The 17,314-nt window shown below is 62.3% G+C and carries 16 protein-coding genes; 14 read left to right on the forward strand and 2 right to left on the reverse strand.

Annotation, left to right across the window (positions count from 1 at the left end):
* The first annotated feature begins 43 nt into the window (after positions 1-43).
* The 6 genes from BA011_RS40485 to BA011_RS40510 are packed head-to-tail and all read left to right on the forward strand — an operon-like array spanning position 44 to position 6,190.
* On the forward strand, positions 44-1,654 hold the full coding sequence (locus BA011_RS40485; protein WP_065284941.1) for an ABC transporter substrate-binding protein: 1,611 nt from the start codon (positions 44-46) through the stop codon (positions 1,652-1,654).
* A 40-nt stretch (positions 1,655-1,694) separates the two neighbouring features.
* A complete protein-coding gene (locus tag BA011_RS40490; protein WP_065284942.1) occupies positions 1,695-2,684 on the forward strand; it encodes an ABC transporter permease in 990 nt (329 codons plus the stop codon).
* A complete protein-coding gene (locus BA011_RS40495) occupies positions 2,681-3,514 on the forward strand; it encodes an ABC transporter permease (protein ID WP_065284943.1) in 834 nt (277 codons plus the stop codon). The genes BA011_RS40490 and BA011_RS40495 overlap by 4 nt, the downstream gene beginning before the upstream one ends.
* Positions 3,511-4,305, forward strand: coding sequence for an ABC transporter ATP-binding protein (locus tag BA011_RS40500; protein WP_065284944.1), 795 nt, complete (start codon positions 3,511-3,513; stop codon positions 4,303-4,305). The genes BA011_RS40495 and BA011_RS40500 overlap by 4 nt, the downstream gene beginning before the upstream one ends.
* The gene (locus tag BA011_RS40505) at positions 4,302-5,084 is read left to right on the forward strand and encodes an ABC transporter ATP-binding protein (protein ID WP_065284945.1); all 783 of its coding nucleotides are present in this window, start codon (positions 4,302-4,304) and stop codon (positions 5,082-5,084) included. Before BA011_RS40500 ends, BA011_RS40505 begins: the two co-directional genes overlap by 4 nt.
* An 11-nt stretch (positions 5,085-5,095) precedes the next feature.
* Complete coding sequence (locus BA011_RS40510; protein WP_065284946.1) at positions 5,096-6,190, forward strand: pyridoxal-phosphate-dependent aminotransferase family protein; 1,095 nt, start codon at positions 5,096-5,098, stop codon at positions 6,188-6,190.
* A gap of 105 nt (positions 6,191-6,295) precedes the next feature.
* On the opposite strand, the gene ligM is transcribed toward BA011_RS40510, so the two are convergent.
* Entirely contained in the window at positions 6,296-7,699 is a 1,404-nt protein-coding gene (gene ligM, locus BA011_RS40515; RefSeq protein ID WP_065284947.1) for a vanillate/3-O-methylgallate O-demethylase, read from the reverse strand.
* 52 nt (positions 7,700-7,751) lie between these two features.
* Positions 7,752-8,627 (reverse strand): methylenetetrahydrofolate reductase, encoded by an 876-nt coding sequence (locus BA011_RS40520; protein ID WP_065284948.1) that lies wholly within the window; start codon positions 8,625-8,627, stop codon positions 7,752-7,754.
* Positions 8,628-8,927: 300 nt separating this feature from the next.
* Between BA011_RS40520 and BA011_RS40525 the strand changes: the two genes are divergently transcribed.
* The 8 genes from BA011_RS40525 to BA011_RS40560 all read left to right on the forward strand — a co-directional run bounded on the left by BA011_RS40525 (position 8,928) and on the right by BA011_RS40560 (position 17,311).
* Positions 8,928-9,680 (forward strand): GntR family transcriptional regulator, encoded by a 753-nt coding sequence (locus BA011_RS40525; RefSeq protein ID WP_065284949.1) that lies wholly within the window; start codon positions 8,928-8,930, stop codon positions 9,678-9,680.
* A 112-nt stretch (positions 9,681-9,792) separates the two neighbouring features.
* Entirely contained in the window at positions 9,793-10,971 is a 1,179-nt protein-coding gene (locus BA011_RS40530; protein WP_003549244.1) for an ABC transporter substrate-binding protein, read from the forward strand.
* A 64-nt stretch (positions 10,972-11,035) separates the two neighbouring features.
* Complete coding sequence (locus BA011_RS40535; RefSeq protein WP_065284950.1) at positions 11,036-11,896, forward strand: branched-chain amino acid ABC transporter permease; 861 nt, start codon at positions 11,036-11,038, stop codon at positions 11,894-11,896.
* Complete coding sequence (locus BA011_RS40540) at positions 11,893-12,939, forward strand: branched-chain amino acid ABC transporter permease (RefSeq protein WP_065284951.1); 1,047 nt, start codon at positions 11,893-11,895, stop codon at positions 12,937-12,939. Before BA011_RS40535 ends, BA011_RS40540 begins: the two co-directional genes overlap by 4 nt.
* Positions 12,936-13,685, forward strand: a complete 750-nt coding sequence (locus tag BA011_RS40545) for an ABC transporter ATP-binding protein (protein ID WP_065284952.1) — start codon at positions 12,936-12,938, stop codon at positions 13,683-13,685. Before BA011_RS40540 ends, BA011_RS40545 begins: the two co-directional genes overlap by 4 nt.
* Positions 13,682-14,407: an ABC transporter ATP-binding protein gene (locus BA011_RS40550; protein ID WP_065284953.1), complete on the forward strand. Its 726-nt coding sequence runs from the start codon at positions 13,682-13,684 to the stop codon at positions 14,405-14,407. Before BA011_RS40545 ends, BA011_RS40550 begins: the two co-directional genes overlap by 4 nt.
* Positions 14,408-14,609: 202 nt before the next feature.
* Positions 14,610-15,473 (forward strand): glycerophosphodiester phosphodiesterase, encoded by an 864-nt coding sequence (locus BA011_RS40555; RefSeq protein WP_186806657.1) that lies wholly within the window; start codon positions 14,610-14,612, stop codon positions 15,471-15,473.
* A 182-nt stretch (positions 15,474-15,655) separates the two neighbouring features.
* Positions 15,656-17,311, forward strand: coding sequence for a sensor domain-containing diguanylate cyclase (locus BA011_RS40560; protein WP_065284955.1), 1,656 nt, complete (start codon positions 15,656-15,658; stop codon positions 17,309-17,311).
* Positions 17,312-17,314: the final 3 nt, after the last annotated feature.

A 17,314-nucleotide genomic window follows, 5' to 3' on the forward strand; every position in this document is an offset into this window, starting at 1 on the left:
CCCTGAATATGGGCATTCGAATTTTCGGCGATCAGGAGGGGTCATGACCGTATCATCTATCTCGCGGCGCACGCTGATGAAGGGCACTGCCCTGCTGCTTGCCTCGACGGCGCTCGCCCGGCAGGCGCTCGCGCAGACCGCGTCCGGCGGCGGCCGGCTGATCGTTGCGGCCGATTCCGAGCCGAAGAACCTCAACCCTGCCATCGTCGCCTCGAACGGCGTCTTCTTCGTCGCAAGCAAGGTGATCGAGCCGCTCGCCGAAGCGTCGTTCGACGGCAAGGACGGGCTTTCACCGCGCCTCGCCACCTCCTGGGAGGGCTCGGATGACGGCCTCTCGGTCACCTTCAAGCTGCGCGACGGCGTCACCTGGCACGATGGCAAGCCGTTCACCTCGGTCGATGTCGCCTTCTCCGCGCTCAACATCTGGAAACCGCTGCAGAATCTCGGCCGCCTGGTCTTCGCCAATCTCGAAGCCGTCGATACGCCCGATGATTACACCGCGATCTTCCGTTTCTCCAAGCCGACCCCGTTCCAGTTGATCCGCAACGCACTGCCTGTTGTCACCAGCGTCGTCGCCAAGCACATTTTCGACGGCACCGACATCGCGACCAACCCGGCCAACAACACGCTGATCGGCACCGGTCCGTTCAAGTTCGCCGAGCACAAGCCAGGCGAATATTACCGGCTGACGCGCAACGAGAATTACTGGGACAAAGACCAACCGAAACTCGACGAGATCATCTTCCGGGTGCTGCCCGATCGCGAGTCGGCGGGTGCAGCACTCGAAGCTGACGAGATCCAGCTTGCCGCCTTCTCGGCGGTGCCGCTCGCCGATCTCGGCCGCATCTCCAAGGTCGAAGGCATCAAGGTGATTTCGAAGGGCTATGAGGCCCTGACCTATCAGCTCGTCGTCGAGATCAATCATCGCCGCAAGGAATTGGCCGACCTCAGGGTGCGCCAAGCAATCGCCCAGGCGATCGACAAGAAATTCGTGGTCGACACGATCTTCCTCGGTTATGCCGCCGCCTCGACCGGCCCGGTGCCGAAGAATGCGCCGGAGTTCTATACATCCGATGTCGCGACCTATGCGTTCGACCCTGCGGCCGCCAACGATATCCTCGACAAGGCAGGATACAAGCAAGGACCGGATGGCAACCGCTTTACGCTGAAGCTTCGCCCCGCGCCCTATTTCAACGAGACCCGGCAGTTCGGCGATTACCTTCGCCAGGCGCTCGCCGTCATCGGCATCAACGCGGAGATCGTCAATGCCGATGCGGCCGCGCACCAAAAGGCTGTTTATACCGACCACGACTTCGACCTTGCCGTCGGTCCGCCGGTCTTCCGTGGCGATCCGGCGATCTCCACCACCATTCTCGTCCAGTCCGGCACGCCAGCCGGCGTGCCCTTCTCCAACCAGGGCGGCTACGTCAATCCGGAGCTCGACAAAATCATCAAGCAGGCCTCCGAGACCGTTGACACAGCGGCGCGCACCGATCTCTACCGCAAGTTCCAGCAGCTCGTCGCAGCCGATCTGCCGCTGATCAACGTCGCGGAATGGGGTTTCATCACCGTCGCGCGCGACAGCGTGCTCAACGTCGCGGACAATCCGCGCTGGGCCGTCTCGAACTGGGGCGATACGGCGCTGCAATCGTGATAGGATCGACGGCAATTCTCTTCCAGAGGCCCTGTCCGGCGTGAGACGTGCAATCATCCTCCTGAGGCGCAGGGCGATCAGCAGCATTCCGGTGCTGTTGATCGTGGTGATCTTCACCTTTTTCCTGCTTGAATCCGCCTCGGGTGATGCTGTCGACGCCTATCTCGGCTCGATCGGCGGCGGCGATGCCGCACTTAGGCAGTCGCTACGCGAGAGCTACGGCCTCGACCAATCGATGTTCGCGCGCCTCTGGCTCTATCTTTCCTCACTCGCACGTTTCGATCTCGGCTGGTCGGTCGCCTTCGGCCGGCCAGTCGGTGCGCTCATTGCCGAACGCCTGCCCAATACGCTGCTGCTGATGGGCAGCGCGACGGCGCTATCCTTCGGCCTCGGCTCAGCGCTCGGCATCCTTGCCGGAGCGCGGCCGGGCGGTCTGCGTGACCGGCTGCTGTCGATCGGCTCGCTGATCGTCTATGCCATTCCGAGCTTCTGGCTCGGCCTGGTGCTGAGCATCGCCTTTTCGGTGAAGCTGCGCTGGTTTCCGATCGCCGGCGTCGAGACAATCGCTTCCGGCAAGACAGGATTTTCGCGCGCGCTCGATATCGCCGATCATCTGGTTCTGCCGGTCGGCGCATTGGCACTGATCTATCTCGCCTTGTTCCTGCGGGTGATGCGCAGCGGCATGGCCGAGGCCTGGAAGCTCGATTTCGTGCTCTTCGCCCGGGCCAAGGGTCTGTCGCAGAGCCGGATCGTGCTGCGCCATGTCGCGCGCAACGCGCTGCTGCCGCTCGTCACCATGCTCGGGCTGCAATCGGCGGCCATGCTCGGCGGCAGCGTGGTGATCGAGAGCATTTTTGCAATCCCGGGCTTCGGGCGGCTGGCGCAGGAGGCGGTCAACGGCCGTGACGCGCCGTTGTTGATGGGCATCATCGTCACCAGCGCCGTCCTGGTCATCTCGGTCAATTTCCTCGTCGATCTCGTCTATGCCGCACTCGACCCGCGCATCGGCGCATCGGAGGGCGGCGCATGAGCTGGCTGCGGCGACTGCTGCGCACGCCGGAAGGGGCGGCCGGATTTGCGATCCTTCTCGTCCTGCTTGTGGCCGGGCTGCTCGCTCCCGTTATTTCGCCGGGCGATCCGCTGAAAATTGCCGGCCGCGCCCTGCTGGCGCCGTTCGCCGATCCGGCTTTCCCGCTCGGCACCGACCGTCTCGGCCGCGACGTGTTGGCGGGCCTGCTCTATGGTGCCAGGACCTCGCTTGCCGTTGGCCTGGCGGCGGCGTTTGCGGCCATGGTGCTTGGGCTCTGCGTCGGCCTTGCGGCCGGTTTTGCCGGCGGGCTCGTCGACGAGGCGCTGATGCGGGTGGTCGACGCCTTCCAGATCGTACCGGCTTTCCTGCTCGCTCTCGCACTCGTCAGCACTATCGGCGTGTCGACGCCCATTGTCGTCCTTGCCATCGCACTCGGCACCTGGGCCGATCCGGCGCGGTTGACGAGAGCGCAGGTGCTTGCGATCCGCGAGCAGGATTATGTCGCCTCGGCAAGGGTGATCGGCATGCATCCCGCCGAAATCGCTTTCCGGGAAATCCTGCCGAACGCGTTGCCGCCGGTGCTGGCGCTTTCGGCCACCATCGTCGCCGGTGCGATCCTTACCGAGGCAGCGCTTTCCTTCCTGGGTCTCGGCAATCCCAATATCGCCACCTGGGGTTCGATGATCGCAGAGGGCCGCAGCGTGTTGCGTTCGGCATCCTATCTCTCGGTCATACCGGGTGCGGCACTCGCCGTGACCGTGCTCGGCGTCCATCTTTTCAGCGAAGGTCTGGGCAAGGCGCTTGGCGACAATGGCGTGAGGGCGGCATGAGCGGCATTTTCTGCAGCGTGCGACAGCTTTCGGTCGCTTATGGGCGCGATAGGAACGGCGCGGCCGCGCTCGACCATATCGATCTTGATATAGTCGCCGGCGAAAGGCTGGCGATCATCGGCGAAAGTGGTTCCGGCAAGAGCACGCTTGCCCGCGCGCTTGCCGGTCTGCTGCCGGAGGGAACGAAGGTCGGCGGCGAGATACTTTGGCCCGGCCTTGGCCATCCGCCTCGCCCAGGCCGCGATTTCGGCTTCGTCTTTCAGGATCCGGGCTCCAGCCTCAATCCCGTTTTGACGATCGGCGAACAGATCGCCGAGGGCGCCAGGCGCCATCTCGGCCTCAGCTGGAAACAGGCCTATGCCAGGGCCGAGGAATTGCTTGAGCGGGTACGGATACCGCAGCCTGATAAGGCGATGCGGGCCTTTCCGCATCAGCTCTCCGGCGGCCAGCGCCAGCGCGTGGCGATTGCCGCGGCCATCGCCGCGAAACCGGCGCTGCTGATCGCCGACGAGGCGACCAGCGCGCTCGATGTCGTCGTCCAGGCCGAGATCGTCCGCCTGCTCGACGGATTGGTGCGCGAGGACGGCATGACGCTGCTCTTCATCACCCACGACATCGCGCTGGCCTCCGGCTTTGTCGATCGAATCGCCGTTTTCCGCAATGCGAGGCTGGTCGAGGCAGGTCCCGTCCGTTCGGTGCTTTCGGCGCCTGAGAGCGACTATACCGCCGCCCTCATCGCCAGCCATCGCGATCTCGCGACGCCGCCGCTGATCGCGGAGGTACCGTCATGAACGACAGGCTGCTTTCCATCGAAAACCTGTCGAAAGGTTTTTCGTCTGCGGGACGCCGGATTGCTGCTCTCGATAATGTGTCGCTCACCATCGCGGCCGGGGAAACGCTCGGTCTCGTCGGCGCCTCAGGCAGTGGAAAATCGACGCTATCGCGCATCCTGCTGCGGCTTGTTGCTGCCGATGCCGGCTCGATCCGTTTCGAGGGAGAGGATTGGCTCGCGCTGAACGGTGCGCCTTTGCGGCGCCGGCGGGCGCGTATGCAGATGGTGTTTCAGGATCCGCTCGCCGCCTTCAATCCGCTGGCGAGCGTCGGTGCAGTGCTCGACGATCCGCTTCGCATCCACGGCATCGCCGGCAAGGATCGGCGCCCCGGCGAGATCATCATGCTACTCGAGCGTGTCGGCCTCACCGCAGATCATGCCGCCCGTCCGGTGCGGGCACTCTCCGGCGGTCAGCGGCAGCGTGTGGCGATCGCGCGGGCGATTGCGACGCGGCCCTCGCTGCTGGTGCTCGATGAAGCGGTCTCGGCGCTTGATGTGACCGTGCGCGGCAGGATCCTGGAGCTTCTGGTCGATCTGCAGAAAGAACAGGGCATTGCCTGTCTGTTCATTTCGCACGATCTTGCCGTGGTCCGCGCCGTATCCCACCGCATCGCCGTTATGGATGGCGGACGGATCGTCGAGACCGGACCGGCAGCGGCGGTCGTTGCCGCGCCGCAATCCGAGGCCGCCCGCGCACTCGTTGCCGCCGTCCCCCGTCTCGTGACCGATCCTTGCTGAAGGAAGTATCCATGTCCGATCTTGGTTGGAATCCACTGCATGGCGTGCCCTCCTATCCCGCGGAGCGCTACGCCGTCCTTGCCGACAGGATCGGTGGTATCTTGCGCAGCCGCAACGACATATTGCTGGTGCAGGCCGAGGCGGTGGTGGCGCTGGAGGCGGCGGCGGTCAGCCTTGCGCGCCCCGGCCTTTCAGCGCTCAACATTATCACCAGCCCCTTTGGCGGCTGGTTCGGGCAATGGCTGCGGCGGGGTGGCGCGACGGTTGAGGATGTCGTCGCCGAGCCGGGCCTGCCGATCGAGATCGAATGCGTTGCAAAAGCGCTCGATGCTGGTCCTCACATCGATGTCCTGGCGCTGGTTCATGCCGAATCCGCAAGCGCCATTCTCAACCCCCTGCCGGAGATACTGGCGCTTGCCCGGGCTCGCGGCATCGTCACCGTCGTCGATGCGGTCGCTTCGGTCGGCGGCCATCAGCTCGAGGTCGACGATCTCGGCATCGACATCGCGGTGATCGGGCCACAGAAGGCGCTCGGCGGCCCGGCCGGCGTGTCCGCAATTTCGGTCAGCGGCCGCGCCTGGGATCTGATCCTCAGAGACGGCGCACCGCGCGCGTCGATCTTGTCTTTGGCCGATCTGAAGGGCTGGATCGACGGTGGCCGGCGCGGCCTGCCGGGAACACCGGCGCCGCTGGAATTTTTCGTGCTGGAGGTGGCGCTCGACCGCATCGAGGCTGAAGGCCTGGAGAATGTCGTCGCTCGCCACGCGCTTGCGGCATCGGCGACACGGGCGGGGCTTGCCGCACTCGGAGCCCCGACATGGGTACCTGCAGCAAGGGCTTCGAACCTGGTGACGTCGGTGCCGGTGCCGGAGGCGCTGGCGCCTGCCGCGCTGATCGCAACCGCCGGGCAACTCGGAGTCGAGCTGAGCGAAGGCGTCGGAACCGCGCAGGCCCGTCTCGTGCGGCTGAACCATACTGGGCCGCGCGCCGCATTCCAGACGGTGCTCTCGAATGTCGTGGCGTATGGCGCCGCCCTCAGGCAGGCCGGCCATCCCTCGGACATAGCAGCCGCTTCGGAGGCGATATCCGCAGCCTACTGCTCCTGAGAGGATGCTCTCAGGAGCGGGAAAGCGGCATCGGCTAACCACCCGCCTTCAGGGCGTGTGGTCGCTGCCCGATTGCTGCGGAACTGACCATGCGGTCCGCCCTGCTTACGCCGTCTGCCGGGTGCGCCAGCTGTCGGCATAGGCTTCGCGCGCATCGCGCGCATAAGGAACCGGCGCGACCTTGACGCGGATCTCAAGCTGCCGGTGACGTTCGACGGTGGTCTTCCGAGTTCCGCCATCCGGCTCGCCCCAGACGAGGGTCAGCACGTCACCGACTTCGACGTCAGGCTCGACCGTACCGAGCGAGAGCATCGTGCGTTCGTTGTGGCTGTAGCCTGAGAACATCGACAAGCCGATCGTCCTGCCGTTCTTCAGCACCTTGTCGTAGTTGGAGGAAGCATAGTTCGACAGCGGCAGGTCGATATACTTGTAGTTATCGGCGGAGGGGTCGACCAACGACTGGAAGACTTTGGCGACATCGTCCTGGTTCCAGGCAAATGTCACCTTCCTGCGATGAGGCTTGTCGGCAATCTTTTCGAGTGCCGCGCGGCCGATGAAGTCGTGATCGAACTTGACGAACGGGCCATAGCCGAGTTCGTACGGCGTCAGGTAATAGTCCTCGATATTGTCGGAGACGAAGCTGCCGCCGATCGAACCGGTCGCTTCATAGCTGTCGGAGCCCAGCCATTCGCGGAAGAGTTTCATGCGCTCGTCGGTGTACACTGCCGGCAGCGGCGACGGAATCCAGCCGGATTCCAGCGTGTTGGTCGCATAGGCGCGGGCACCCACCTGGCGCAGGCCGAATTCTTCGCCTGCTTCCAGGATGACGTTGCGGATCTCGTCACCTTCTTCATAGGGTCCGAAAATCTCGAGGCCGGGCGCACCTGACATGCCGTGGCGCAGCGTGCGCACGCGGCGCCCGCCGATGTTCATCGTATCCATATTGAAGAACTTGACGTCGGCGAGCGGGCCGCCGTTGACCTTTTCGAGAATCTGCCAGGCGTTCGGTCCCTGGATCTGGTAGCGGTACCGCCGGCGCACGACCGGTTTGCCGCCGGGGCGCGATGGTGACCGATCGTCGCGGTCGAGCGTCACGTCGTAACCGCCGGTCTGCCCGTGGAACTCTACCCAGTTGATCGTCGGTGCGCGGCCGACGATGAGATACTGGCTTTCTGCAAGATGGAAAAGAATGACATCGCCGATGACGTGGCCGCTATGGCTGACCGGCACGAACTGCTTGGCGCGATTGACCGGGAAATTGGCAAAGCTGTTGATGCCGAGATGCGAGATGAGCTTCAGCGCATCCGGCCCCTCGATCATCAGTTCGGCCATATGGTGCGACTGGTCGAAGAGCACGGCGGTTTCGCGCCAGGCGCGCTGCTCGTCGCGCCAGTTGCTGAATTCTGGCGGTACGACAGGATAGATATAGGCGCCGATCTGCGAATTGCGGAGCATATCCACCGTGTTGCCGGCGGCATTCAGCTTCTGCTCGAGGCTCTGTTTCGTCATGATATTCCTCCCATTGAAAAGATGCTTGTCGAGGCCTTGCAGCCGTTTTCAGTCAGCGATCCACCTGCTGCTCTGCCCAGCGGATGGATTGGGCCGGATCGCCGAAGGTGAAGAAATGCACGCCGCTGATGCCGAGATCCGGTTCGGTGGCCTGTGCTGCGGCAATCTCCATCAGCAACTCTTCCGGCGTTTCGCCCGAAAGTACGTTGCGGGCGATCTCGCTTCTTTCGCGCAGCGCCCGCAAGGATGCGCCGACGCCGCAGCGAAGCGCGTATTTGAGAAGCTTTGTGCGGCTGGCCGGCCCGGCGATGCCGACGCTCAGCGGCGCCGTCACGCCCCGTTCGCGAAGCCGCCTTGCAAAGTTCAGGAGCGGTTTCGGATCGAACAGGAACTGGCTCACCAATAACACATCGAGCCCCGCACGTGCAGCTGCATCGATCTTTGCCGTCAGTGCCGCATCGAGGATGGCGCCGGGGATCCGGGGATGCCCTTCCGGGTAACAGGCGATGGCGATCCGGTCGATGCCATATGCCTGGAAGAGCCCTGTCTCGATCAGGTCCAGGCTGGAGCCGAAGGCTCCGGCGGCATCGTCCCGATCACCGCCGAGGACGAGCGCATGGCGGACACCAGCCTCCTCAGAAAGCCGGGCAAGCATGGTGTCGAGTTCCAGGCGGTTTCGGATGTTGCGGGCGACGATGTGGGGAATCGGCACGAAACCGGCATCTCTCAGCCCCGCCGAGGCCCTTACCAGAAGGCCGATGTCTTCCTTCGGAAGATGGGCGATGAAGACCTCGCAGCCCTGCGGCAGGGTCGCCGTCATGCTCTCTAGCGACTGGAGGTCACGTGACGTCACCTCGATGGAATAATGCGAGAGGAGATCGGCAAGCGGCGATTTCTCCCGGCTCTCGCTTTGCGGCGCAATCATCATAAGCCTCTCTCCTCATCATGCGGAAATATTATGTGTCCATGCTGTATACAATGATAGGCCGAAAATTATGCCGCCAGCAAGTGACATAACGAATGCCGCGGGAAAATACCAAAATTTAGCCTTATACATAACCGTTTATATATGAAATTATATGGCATTGATCATGCAATAATCACTTGACAGGCGTTGGTATACACGTCGTACTCTTTCTGAAAAGGAATGGGGAATGTCGTCCGCGACACGTGAAGGCCCAAGCGCCCGAATAGGCCGCGGACCGCAAATTTCGGGATGGAACGGGAGATGGTTGCGGAAAAGAGAACCGTGGATCGCAAGCGCGACAGCCAGGCCTTGAAAGGCCTTCTTGGCGTGCGTGATCTCGTGCTCGGCGGCGGGGTCTCGCCGGGCGAACGCCTTTCGGAAGTCTGGCTCGCCGAAAAGCTCGGCATTTCGCGCACACCGCTGCGCGCTGCGCTTGCGCGTCTCGAACAGGAAGGCCTGCTCGAGCAGATCCCCTCCGGCGGTTACGCCGTGCGCGGTTTCACCACCGCGGATGTTTTCGACGCCATCGAGCTGCGTGGTGTGCTTGAAGGCACGGCGGCGCGTCTCGCCGCCGAACGCGGTGTCACGCCAGCCAAGCTCAAGGCGATCAAGGGTCTGATCCTCGAGCTCGACAAATGCTTTCGCGATCGGCCGGAGGACATGCTGTTTGCCCAGTATGTCGAGCTCAATGCGGAATTCCATTCCATGCTCGCTGGCCTTGCCGGAAGCGAGATGATGCGGCGTGAGGTGGAACGGGCGACGCAACTGCCCTTTGCCTCGCCGAGCGCGTTTCTGGAAAAGCAGGAAGACGTGCTCGCCTTCCGCCTGTCGCTGGTGCATGCGCAGCGTCAGCACCGCGACATCGTTTCGGCGATCGAGATGCGCGAAGGCACCCGCGCCGAGGCGCTGGCGCGGGAACATGCGCGCCTTGCGCGGCACAATCTGGAATTCGTCATGGAAGAGGATCGCAGTCTGATCACCCGCGTTCCGGGATTGACGCTGATATCGACGTGAGACGCGGCCGGCGATCGAGGGCGAGGAGGCCCCGGCTGACCGACGAGCATGCCGATGGAGAAAGAGGAGGCCGGCGGATCGCGCAGATCGCCGGTAAAAGGAGGAGAAAGCCGTGATTGCCAGAAGAAGTCTGATCGCCCTCTCTGCGGGGCTTGTCATGTCGGCCGGCCTTGGTCTGCCGTCCTATGCCGAAGATACATTCAAGGTAGGTCTCATCCTGCCGATGACCGGCCCCTTCGCATCGACCGGCCGCCAGGTGGAGGCCGGCGCCAAAGCCTATATCGCTGCGCATGGCGACACCGTCGCCGGCAAGAAGATCGAACTCGTGGTGCGCGACGATGCCGGTACCGCCGACCAGACCCGCCGTATCGCCCAGGAACTGATCGTCAACGACAAGGTCAATACGCTTGCCGGCTTCGGACTGACGCCGCTGGCGCTTTCCGTCGCGCCCGTGATTACGCAGGCCAAGGTGCCTGCCGTCGTCATGGCCGCCGCCACCTCGTCGATCACGCAGGCATCGGAATATTTCATCCGCACCAGCGGCACCCTGCCGCAATATTCGGTGCCGGTCGCGCGCTGGGCGCATGAAAACAATATCAAGAAGGTCGTAACCCTCGTGACCGATTACGGCCCGGGCATCGATGCGGAAACCTGGTTCACCAAGGAGTTCAAGGCAAAGGGCGGTGAGGTCGTCGAGGCCGTGCGCATTCCGCTGCAGAACCCGGATTTCGCGCCCTTCCTGCAGCGTGTGCGCGACGCCAAGCCGGATGCGGTCTTCGTGTTCCTGCCATCCGGCGTCGGCTCGCTGTTCATGAAGCAGTTCGTCGACCGCGGCCTTGCCGAAGCCGGCATCAAGCTGATCGGGACCGGCGACATTACCGATGACGATATCCTGAACGGCATGGGCAAGCCTGCGCTCGGCACCATCACCGCGCATTTCTATGCGGCTGCGCACGACAGCCCCGAGAACGCCGAATTCGTCAAGGCCTTCAAGGCCGCCAACAACAATATGCGCCCGAACTTCATGGCGATGGGCGGTTATGACGGCATGCATGCCATCTATGCCGCGCTCGAAGCCACCAAGGGAGATGCGGACGGAGCGGCGCTGATCAAGGCGATGAAGGGCCTTGCCTGGACGAGCCCGCGCGGCCCGATCTCCATTGATCCGCAGACCCGCGATATCATCCAGAATATCTATATGCGCGAAGTCAAGGACGTGAACGGCGAACTGCAGAACGTCGAGTTCGCGACCTACAAGGACGTGAAGGATCCGGTCAAGGCCGGCCAGTAAGGCTTTGTGATAAGATGCGGCGGAGGCAGCTCCGCCGCTTTGCTCCTGGAAAGTCGGGTTTGTCATGCTGACTATTCTGTTCGACGGCATCGCCTATGGAATGTTGCTGTTCATTCTCGCCTGCGGATTGACCATCACGCTTGGATTGATGAATTTCATCAACCTCGCCCATGGCGCTTTCGCCATGGCTGGCGGCTACATCACCGTCGTCCTGATGAACAGCTATGGCGTTTCCTTCTATTGGTGTTTGCCGATCGCCTTCCTCGCAGTCGCGCTTGCCGGCCTTGTTCTGGAGCGCCTGCTCTACCGGCACCTCTATTCCAAGCCGCATCTCGACCAGGTGCTGTTTTCCGTCGGCCTGGTCTTCATGTCGATCGCCGGCGCCCATTATTTCATGGGCGGCCAGCAGCAGATGATCCAGCTGCCACAGGAGCTCTCCGGCCGCTGGGATCTCTACGGCGTCGGCATCGGCCGCTACCGGCTCTTCATCATCCTTGTCTGCATCCTTCTGACGATCACGCTGCAGCTCCTGCTGACGAAAACCCGTTTTGGCGGCCAGCTGCGTGCCGCTGTCGATGACGGACGGGTTGCCCGCGGGCTCGGCATCAATGTCTCGGCGGTCTTCGCGCTGACCTTCGCCGTCGGCTCGGGCCTTGCCGGCCTCGGCGGCGCGATGGGCACCGAGATTCTCGGGCTCGATCCGAATTTTCCGCTGAAATTCATGATCTACTTCCTGATCGTGGTGACCGTCGGCGGTACCTCCTCGATAACTGGGCCATTTCTCGCCGCCCTCCTGCTCGGCGTCGCCGATGTCGCCGGCAAATATTACGTGCCTGAGATCGGCGCCTTCGTCATCTACGGCGTCATGGTCGCCGTACTTCTCCTGCGTCCGCATGGGCTGTTCTCGCGGGAGGGTGGCCGATGAGCGACGCACGCAGCGAGGCGAGAAAACGCGCCATCGAACAGCTTCGCCGCGGCAACGCCTGGCGGCTCTATGAGATCGTCCTCTGGATCGCGGCGATCGCTGCCATCTTCGTGCTGCCTTCGAAGATGCTGCTGCTCACCGAAATCGCCATCACCGCGCTGTTTGCCTTATCCCTCGATCTGGTGCTCGGTTATGCCGGCATCGTTTCGCTCGGTCATGCCGCCTTCTTCGGCCTCGGCGCCTATGCTGCAGGTCTCTTTGCCAAATATGCCATCGCCGAACCCGTCACCGGCCTCTTTGCTGCAGCCGCGGTCTCCGGCCTTGCCGGCTTCGGAGCGAGCTTCCTCGTCCTTCGCGGCTCGGATCTCACGCGGCTGATGACGACGCTCGGCATCGCCTTGATGCTCGCCGAACTCGCCAACCAGATGGCATGGGTGACGGGCGGCGCCGATGGCCTCAGCGGTGTCACCGTCGGGCCGATCCTCGGCGTTTTCGAGTTCGACCTCTGGGGCCGCACCGGCTACGTCTACAGCCTCGCTGCACTCTTCGTCCTGACATTTGTCGCCCGGCATCTGATGAATTCCTCCTTCGGCCTGTCGCTGAGGGCGATCAAGGCCAATCCGATGCGCGCCGCGATGGTCGCCATTCCGGCGAGGAACCGGATCATCGTCATCTATACGATCGCCGCCGCTTATGCCGGCATTGCCGGCGCACTGCTGACGCATACGACGAGTTTCGTTTCGCCCGATGTCCTCGCCTTCCATCGCTCGGCGGATGTGCTTCTGGTCCTGGTCATCGGCGGCGTCGGTTATCTCTATGGCGGCATCATCGGCGCGGTCATCTTCACCATTCTGCGCGACTGGCTCTCTGTCTCCACGCCGCAATACTGGATGTTCTGGATCGGCCTGATCCTGATCGCCATCGTGCTCGTTGGCCGCGAGCGCATCGCCCGCTGGCACACATTTCTGCCGGCCTCGCTGCAGGCCGGCATCAAGCGGCTGGCGACATGGCGGCCTGGCGTGAAGCTGAAAGAAAGCCGATGACCGTCGCGCTTGAAACCCGCAACCTCGTCAAGCGTTTCGGCGGCTTCACTGCCACCAACGATGTCTCGCTGACGATCGAAAGCGGCGCGCGCCATGCGCTGATCGGCCCGAACGGCGCCGGCAAGACCACACTGATCAATCTGCTGACCGGGGTATTGAAGCCGACCTCCGGACAGGTGATCGTCGACGGTGAGGATATCACCGGCCTTTCCTCGCACAGGCGCGTGCGGCGCGGTATCGCGCGCACGTTCCAGATCAACCAGCTCTTTTCGGGCTTTACGCCGCTGGAATCGGTCCTGCTGGCGATCAATGAGCGGGACGGTTTTGGCCGCTCCGCATGGCGCCCGCTGGCAGCCCATCTGGATGCAACCGATGAGGCGGTGGACCTGCTGGAGCGTTTCGGCCTTTCCGGCGTCATGGGCGAGAAGACCGGCCGGATTGCCTATGGCAAGCAGCGGCTTCTTGAAATCGCGCTTGCCTTTGCGAGCCGGCCGCGGGTGCTGCTGCTCGACGAGCCGGCGGCCGGCGTCGCCGAAGAAGAGCGCAGCGAGGTGCTCGCCATCGTCCGCAGCCTGCCCGCCGAGGTGACGGTGGTGCTGATCGAACATGACATGGATCTCGTCTTTTCCTTTGCCGACCGCATTTCGGTTCTGGTTGCAGGCGCGGTGATGGTCGAGGGAACGGTCGGCGAGATCGCCGCCGATCCGCGCGTCAAGGCGGTCTATCTCGGGGAGGACGCGACATGACGGCGCTCTTGCGGATCGACAGGCTCGTTTCCGGCTATGGTGAGGCCCGGGTTCTCGGCGGTGTGAGTTTCGAGCTCGATGAAGGTCGGTCCCTGTCGCTGCTCGGCCGCAATGGTGCGGGCAAGACGACGCTGGTCGATACGATCGTCGGCGTCACCACCCATCATTCCGGGACGATCAGCTTTGCCGGCGCCGATCTGACGCGCATGCGGCCGGAACGACGGGCCGTCGCCGGCATCGGCTGGGTGCCGCAGGAGCGCAACATCTTCAGGTCGCTCACCGTCGAGGAGAACCTGACGGCGATTGCCCGCCCCGGTCCATGGTCGGTCGAGCGCGTCTATTCGATGTTCCCGCGGTTGAAGGAGAGGCGCTTCAATCGCGGCAACCAGCTTTCCGGCGGCGAGCAGCAGATGCTGGCGCTCGGACGGGCGTTGATGCTCAATCCGCGGCTGCTGCTGCTCGACGAGCCGCTCGAAGGACTGGCGCCGATCATCGTCGACGAATTGCTGGCGGCGCTCCGGAAGATCATCGACGGCGAAGGCATGTCGGCGATCATCATCGAGCAGAAGGCGCGCAAGATCCTGCCGCTGACCGATCGCACCGTGGTTCTAGAGCGTGGCCTTGTCAGCTACGCCGGCGAGAGCGCGATCTTGCTGGCCGACAGCGAAATGTTCGACAGGTATCTGGCACTCGGCGACCATAAGGCCGCCGCTCCCGCATAATATCTTAAATCGGAATCGATTTTAGGATAAAATTATGCAGCAATTCAAAGTGTTACAGCATCCTTTGCGCGTATGAAAAGACGCGCGGCGCTGTAGCCCGGCCTGACGAAAACTCTCCGGCACCCCGATGAAAGCCGTATCCGGCCCTTGATAATCAAGGCTCGTCAAGGCAGGAAAGTGGTATCGCGGAGACTTGGTGCAAATGACGAGATTGCTGGATGCGCAGGGGCTGGAGATTTCGCATGAAGGGCATCGCACCCGCCTGAAATGGCACCGCTTGCGCAAGCGGTTTTCCGACCCGCTGTTTTCCGCCGAAGTGATGGCGGAGGGCTTTGCGGCGGGCGCCTCAATGGAGCTCGATCTGCGCGTCCGCGCCGACGGCGGTTTCGTCGTGCTGCACGACAAGGAACTCGAAGGCGAGACGACAGGACGTGGACCGGTCGCCGAAAAGGGCGTCAGTGACCTCAGCGATATCAGGATGCAAGAGGGCGACCGGCCGCTGATCCTCAGCGAGGATCTCGCTGCCATGATGCAATCGACGCATCCAGCCGCATTGCTGCAATTCGACATGAAGGACGACTACGAAGCGATCAGCGCCAGGGGCGTCGCGCATTTGGCCACGCATTTCCGCGATATCGCCGCCTCGGTGATCGTCAGTGGCGACAGTCTCGACCTCATCGTCGCGGTCAAGGAGAAGCTTCCCCATCTCCTGCGCGGCATCGATCCGACCAACAAGCTCTACGATATCAGGATGGCCAACGGCTGGAAGGCGGTCGAGACGGAACTGCGCGCTGACCTGCGCGGCCCGACCGAACCGGACACGATCTATCTGCACTGGCCGCTGATCCTTAATGCCGCCAATGCGGGGCTGGATATGATCGCGCTCTGCCAGGACGAAGGCAAACATGTCGATGCCTGGACCTTCACCCTGAAGGATCCGGAGGCCGGTTTCAGCGAAGAGGAATGGCGAGGCTTTTCGGCGCTGATGGCCCTGAAACCGGATCAGATCACCACCGACGAGGCGCCAGCGACAGAACGCGCCTGGCGCCGGCGGATGACGGCTTAACCGGCGGGTTTTGCGGCGCCGCGCGTCTCTTCGAGACGCGCAAAGGACGCCGCAGCATTTTGAATTGCTGCATCATGCCGAAGGTGTGGGAGATTTTCGATAGCGTATTTCCGGGCTTGTCGCCTGCTTTTTGCAATTTGCATCATTTTAAACTTCTGATGCTATCCATAGCCAGCAGACAAATGTTGGTGTCCGATATGCAAGTTGTTGATGCCGAAACAAATACTCGACAAGCAAATTCCAGCTTACAGGAAGCGTGGCATCTTGGATGTACAGGCCGTTCGGTCGAGGCACTCACACTGGCCGGCGAAATTCTTGTTAATGCTAAGGCGCGGGGCGACGACCGGCTCGCCGCGCAATGCGACACCGATATTGCCTGGTACTGTTTTCAAATCGGCAAGGCCGAACTTGGGCTGACGCATGTCCGGCGGGCGATAGACTTCTGGAAATTGCACGGGGAGCGTAAAGAGGAAGCCTTTGCCCGGGCCTATTTCGGATGGTTGCTCTTGGAACTGGGCTTGCCGGAGGAAGCGATCGAACAAGCGACCCGCGCGTTGGATCTGGCCGACAAGGCCGCGGACCCGAAAGCGCAAAGCCTGGCCACCAACGTCATAGGAATTATCTTCTGGTGCAACAAACAGCCCGACCGGGCCATCTTGATGAGCGAGAGATCTGTCGAACTCGCCAGATCGATTGGCAATAAGAACTATGAATGCTGGTGGCTCATCAATCTCGGCGGCGCTCATTCGGAAGGCGGATATATCGCGCGGGCGCTTGGCCAGCCGGAGGAAGAACACCAGATGCTGGTCAGAGCGCTGGAACTGACCGAACAGGCGCTCGACATCGCAATCGAGATCGGCGACAGCTGGGCCGCTCGCCTCTGTCTCGGCAACCAAGCCGAGTTCTACAGCCACTTGGGCGAGCATGAGAAGGCGCTCCAGTGCATGGCCCGCTATCTGCTGTTTCAAGAGAACAGCTATGTCAGGGACAGGCAGCAATATCTCTACACTTTGGGCCAGATCTACAACAATTCCGGAAAATTCACCGAAGCCCTGTCGCCGCTGCTCGAGGCGGTGGAGCTGATCGACGCCGGCGGCAGTTTCGATTCCTATGTCCAGATCTATCTTTACCTGTCGCAGGCCTATGAGGGGCTGGGGCAGTTCGATCCGGCACTGGAGGCACATAAGAAATACCACCAAGCCTATCTGCGCAATAGTGCCGAGAGTACGCAGCGACGCGCACGTCTCGCTGAAATCTACTATGAAACCAAACGGTTCAAGGAAGTTGCCGAAACGGAGTCGAAGCGCGCAGAAACGCTGGAGGCCTCCTATCAGAAACTGCAGGAGCAAACCGATATCCTTGCCAATGCCGTCTATCTGGACGCACTGACCGGGCTCTATAACCGAAAATATCTCGACAGCCGCTTTAAGGAACTGACGTCTGAGAAGCGTCCATATTCCATCGCGATGCTGGATGTCGATCACTTCAAATCGATCAACGACGACTTCTCTCACATGATCGGTGACCGGGTCCTGAGTGCCATTGGAACCATACTGCGCAGCCAGCTGCGCATTACCGATCAGGCAATTCGGTTTGGCGGCGAGGAATTCGTCGTCCTGTTCGCCGGCGCTCCCCGAGGGGCCGCAGATCTCTGCGAGAGGCTGCGTTCAGCCATTGAACGATGGGATTGGTCTGAGATCTGCAACGGGCTGCACGTCACGATCAGCATAGGTGTCGCCGGTACCCTGTCTGCCAAGTCTCCGAACGAGATTCTGGCGATCGCCGATCAGAATCTCTATGCGGCGAAAAAGACCGGTCGCAATCGCGTGGTTGCGTAACGG

This window comes from Rhizobium leguminosarum (assembly GCF_001679785.1).
GTDB lineage: Bacteria > Pseudomonadota > Alphaproteobacteria > Rhizobiales > Rhizobiaceae > Rhizobium > Rhizobium leguminosarum_R.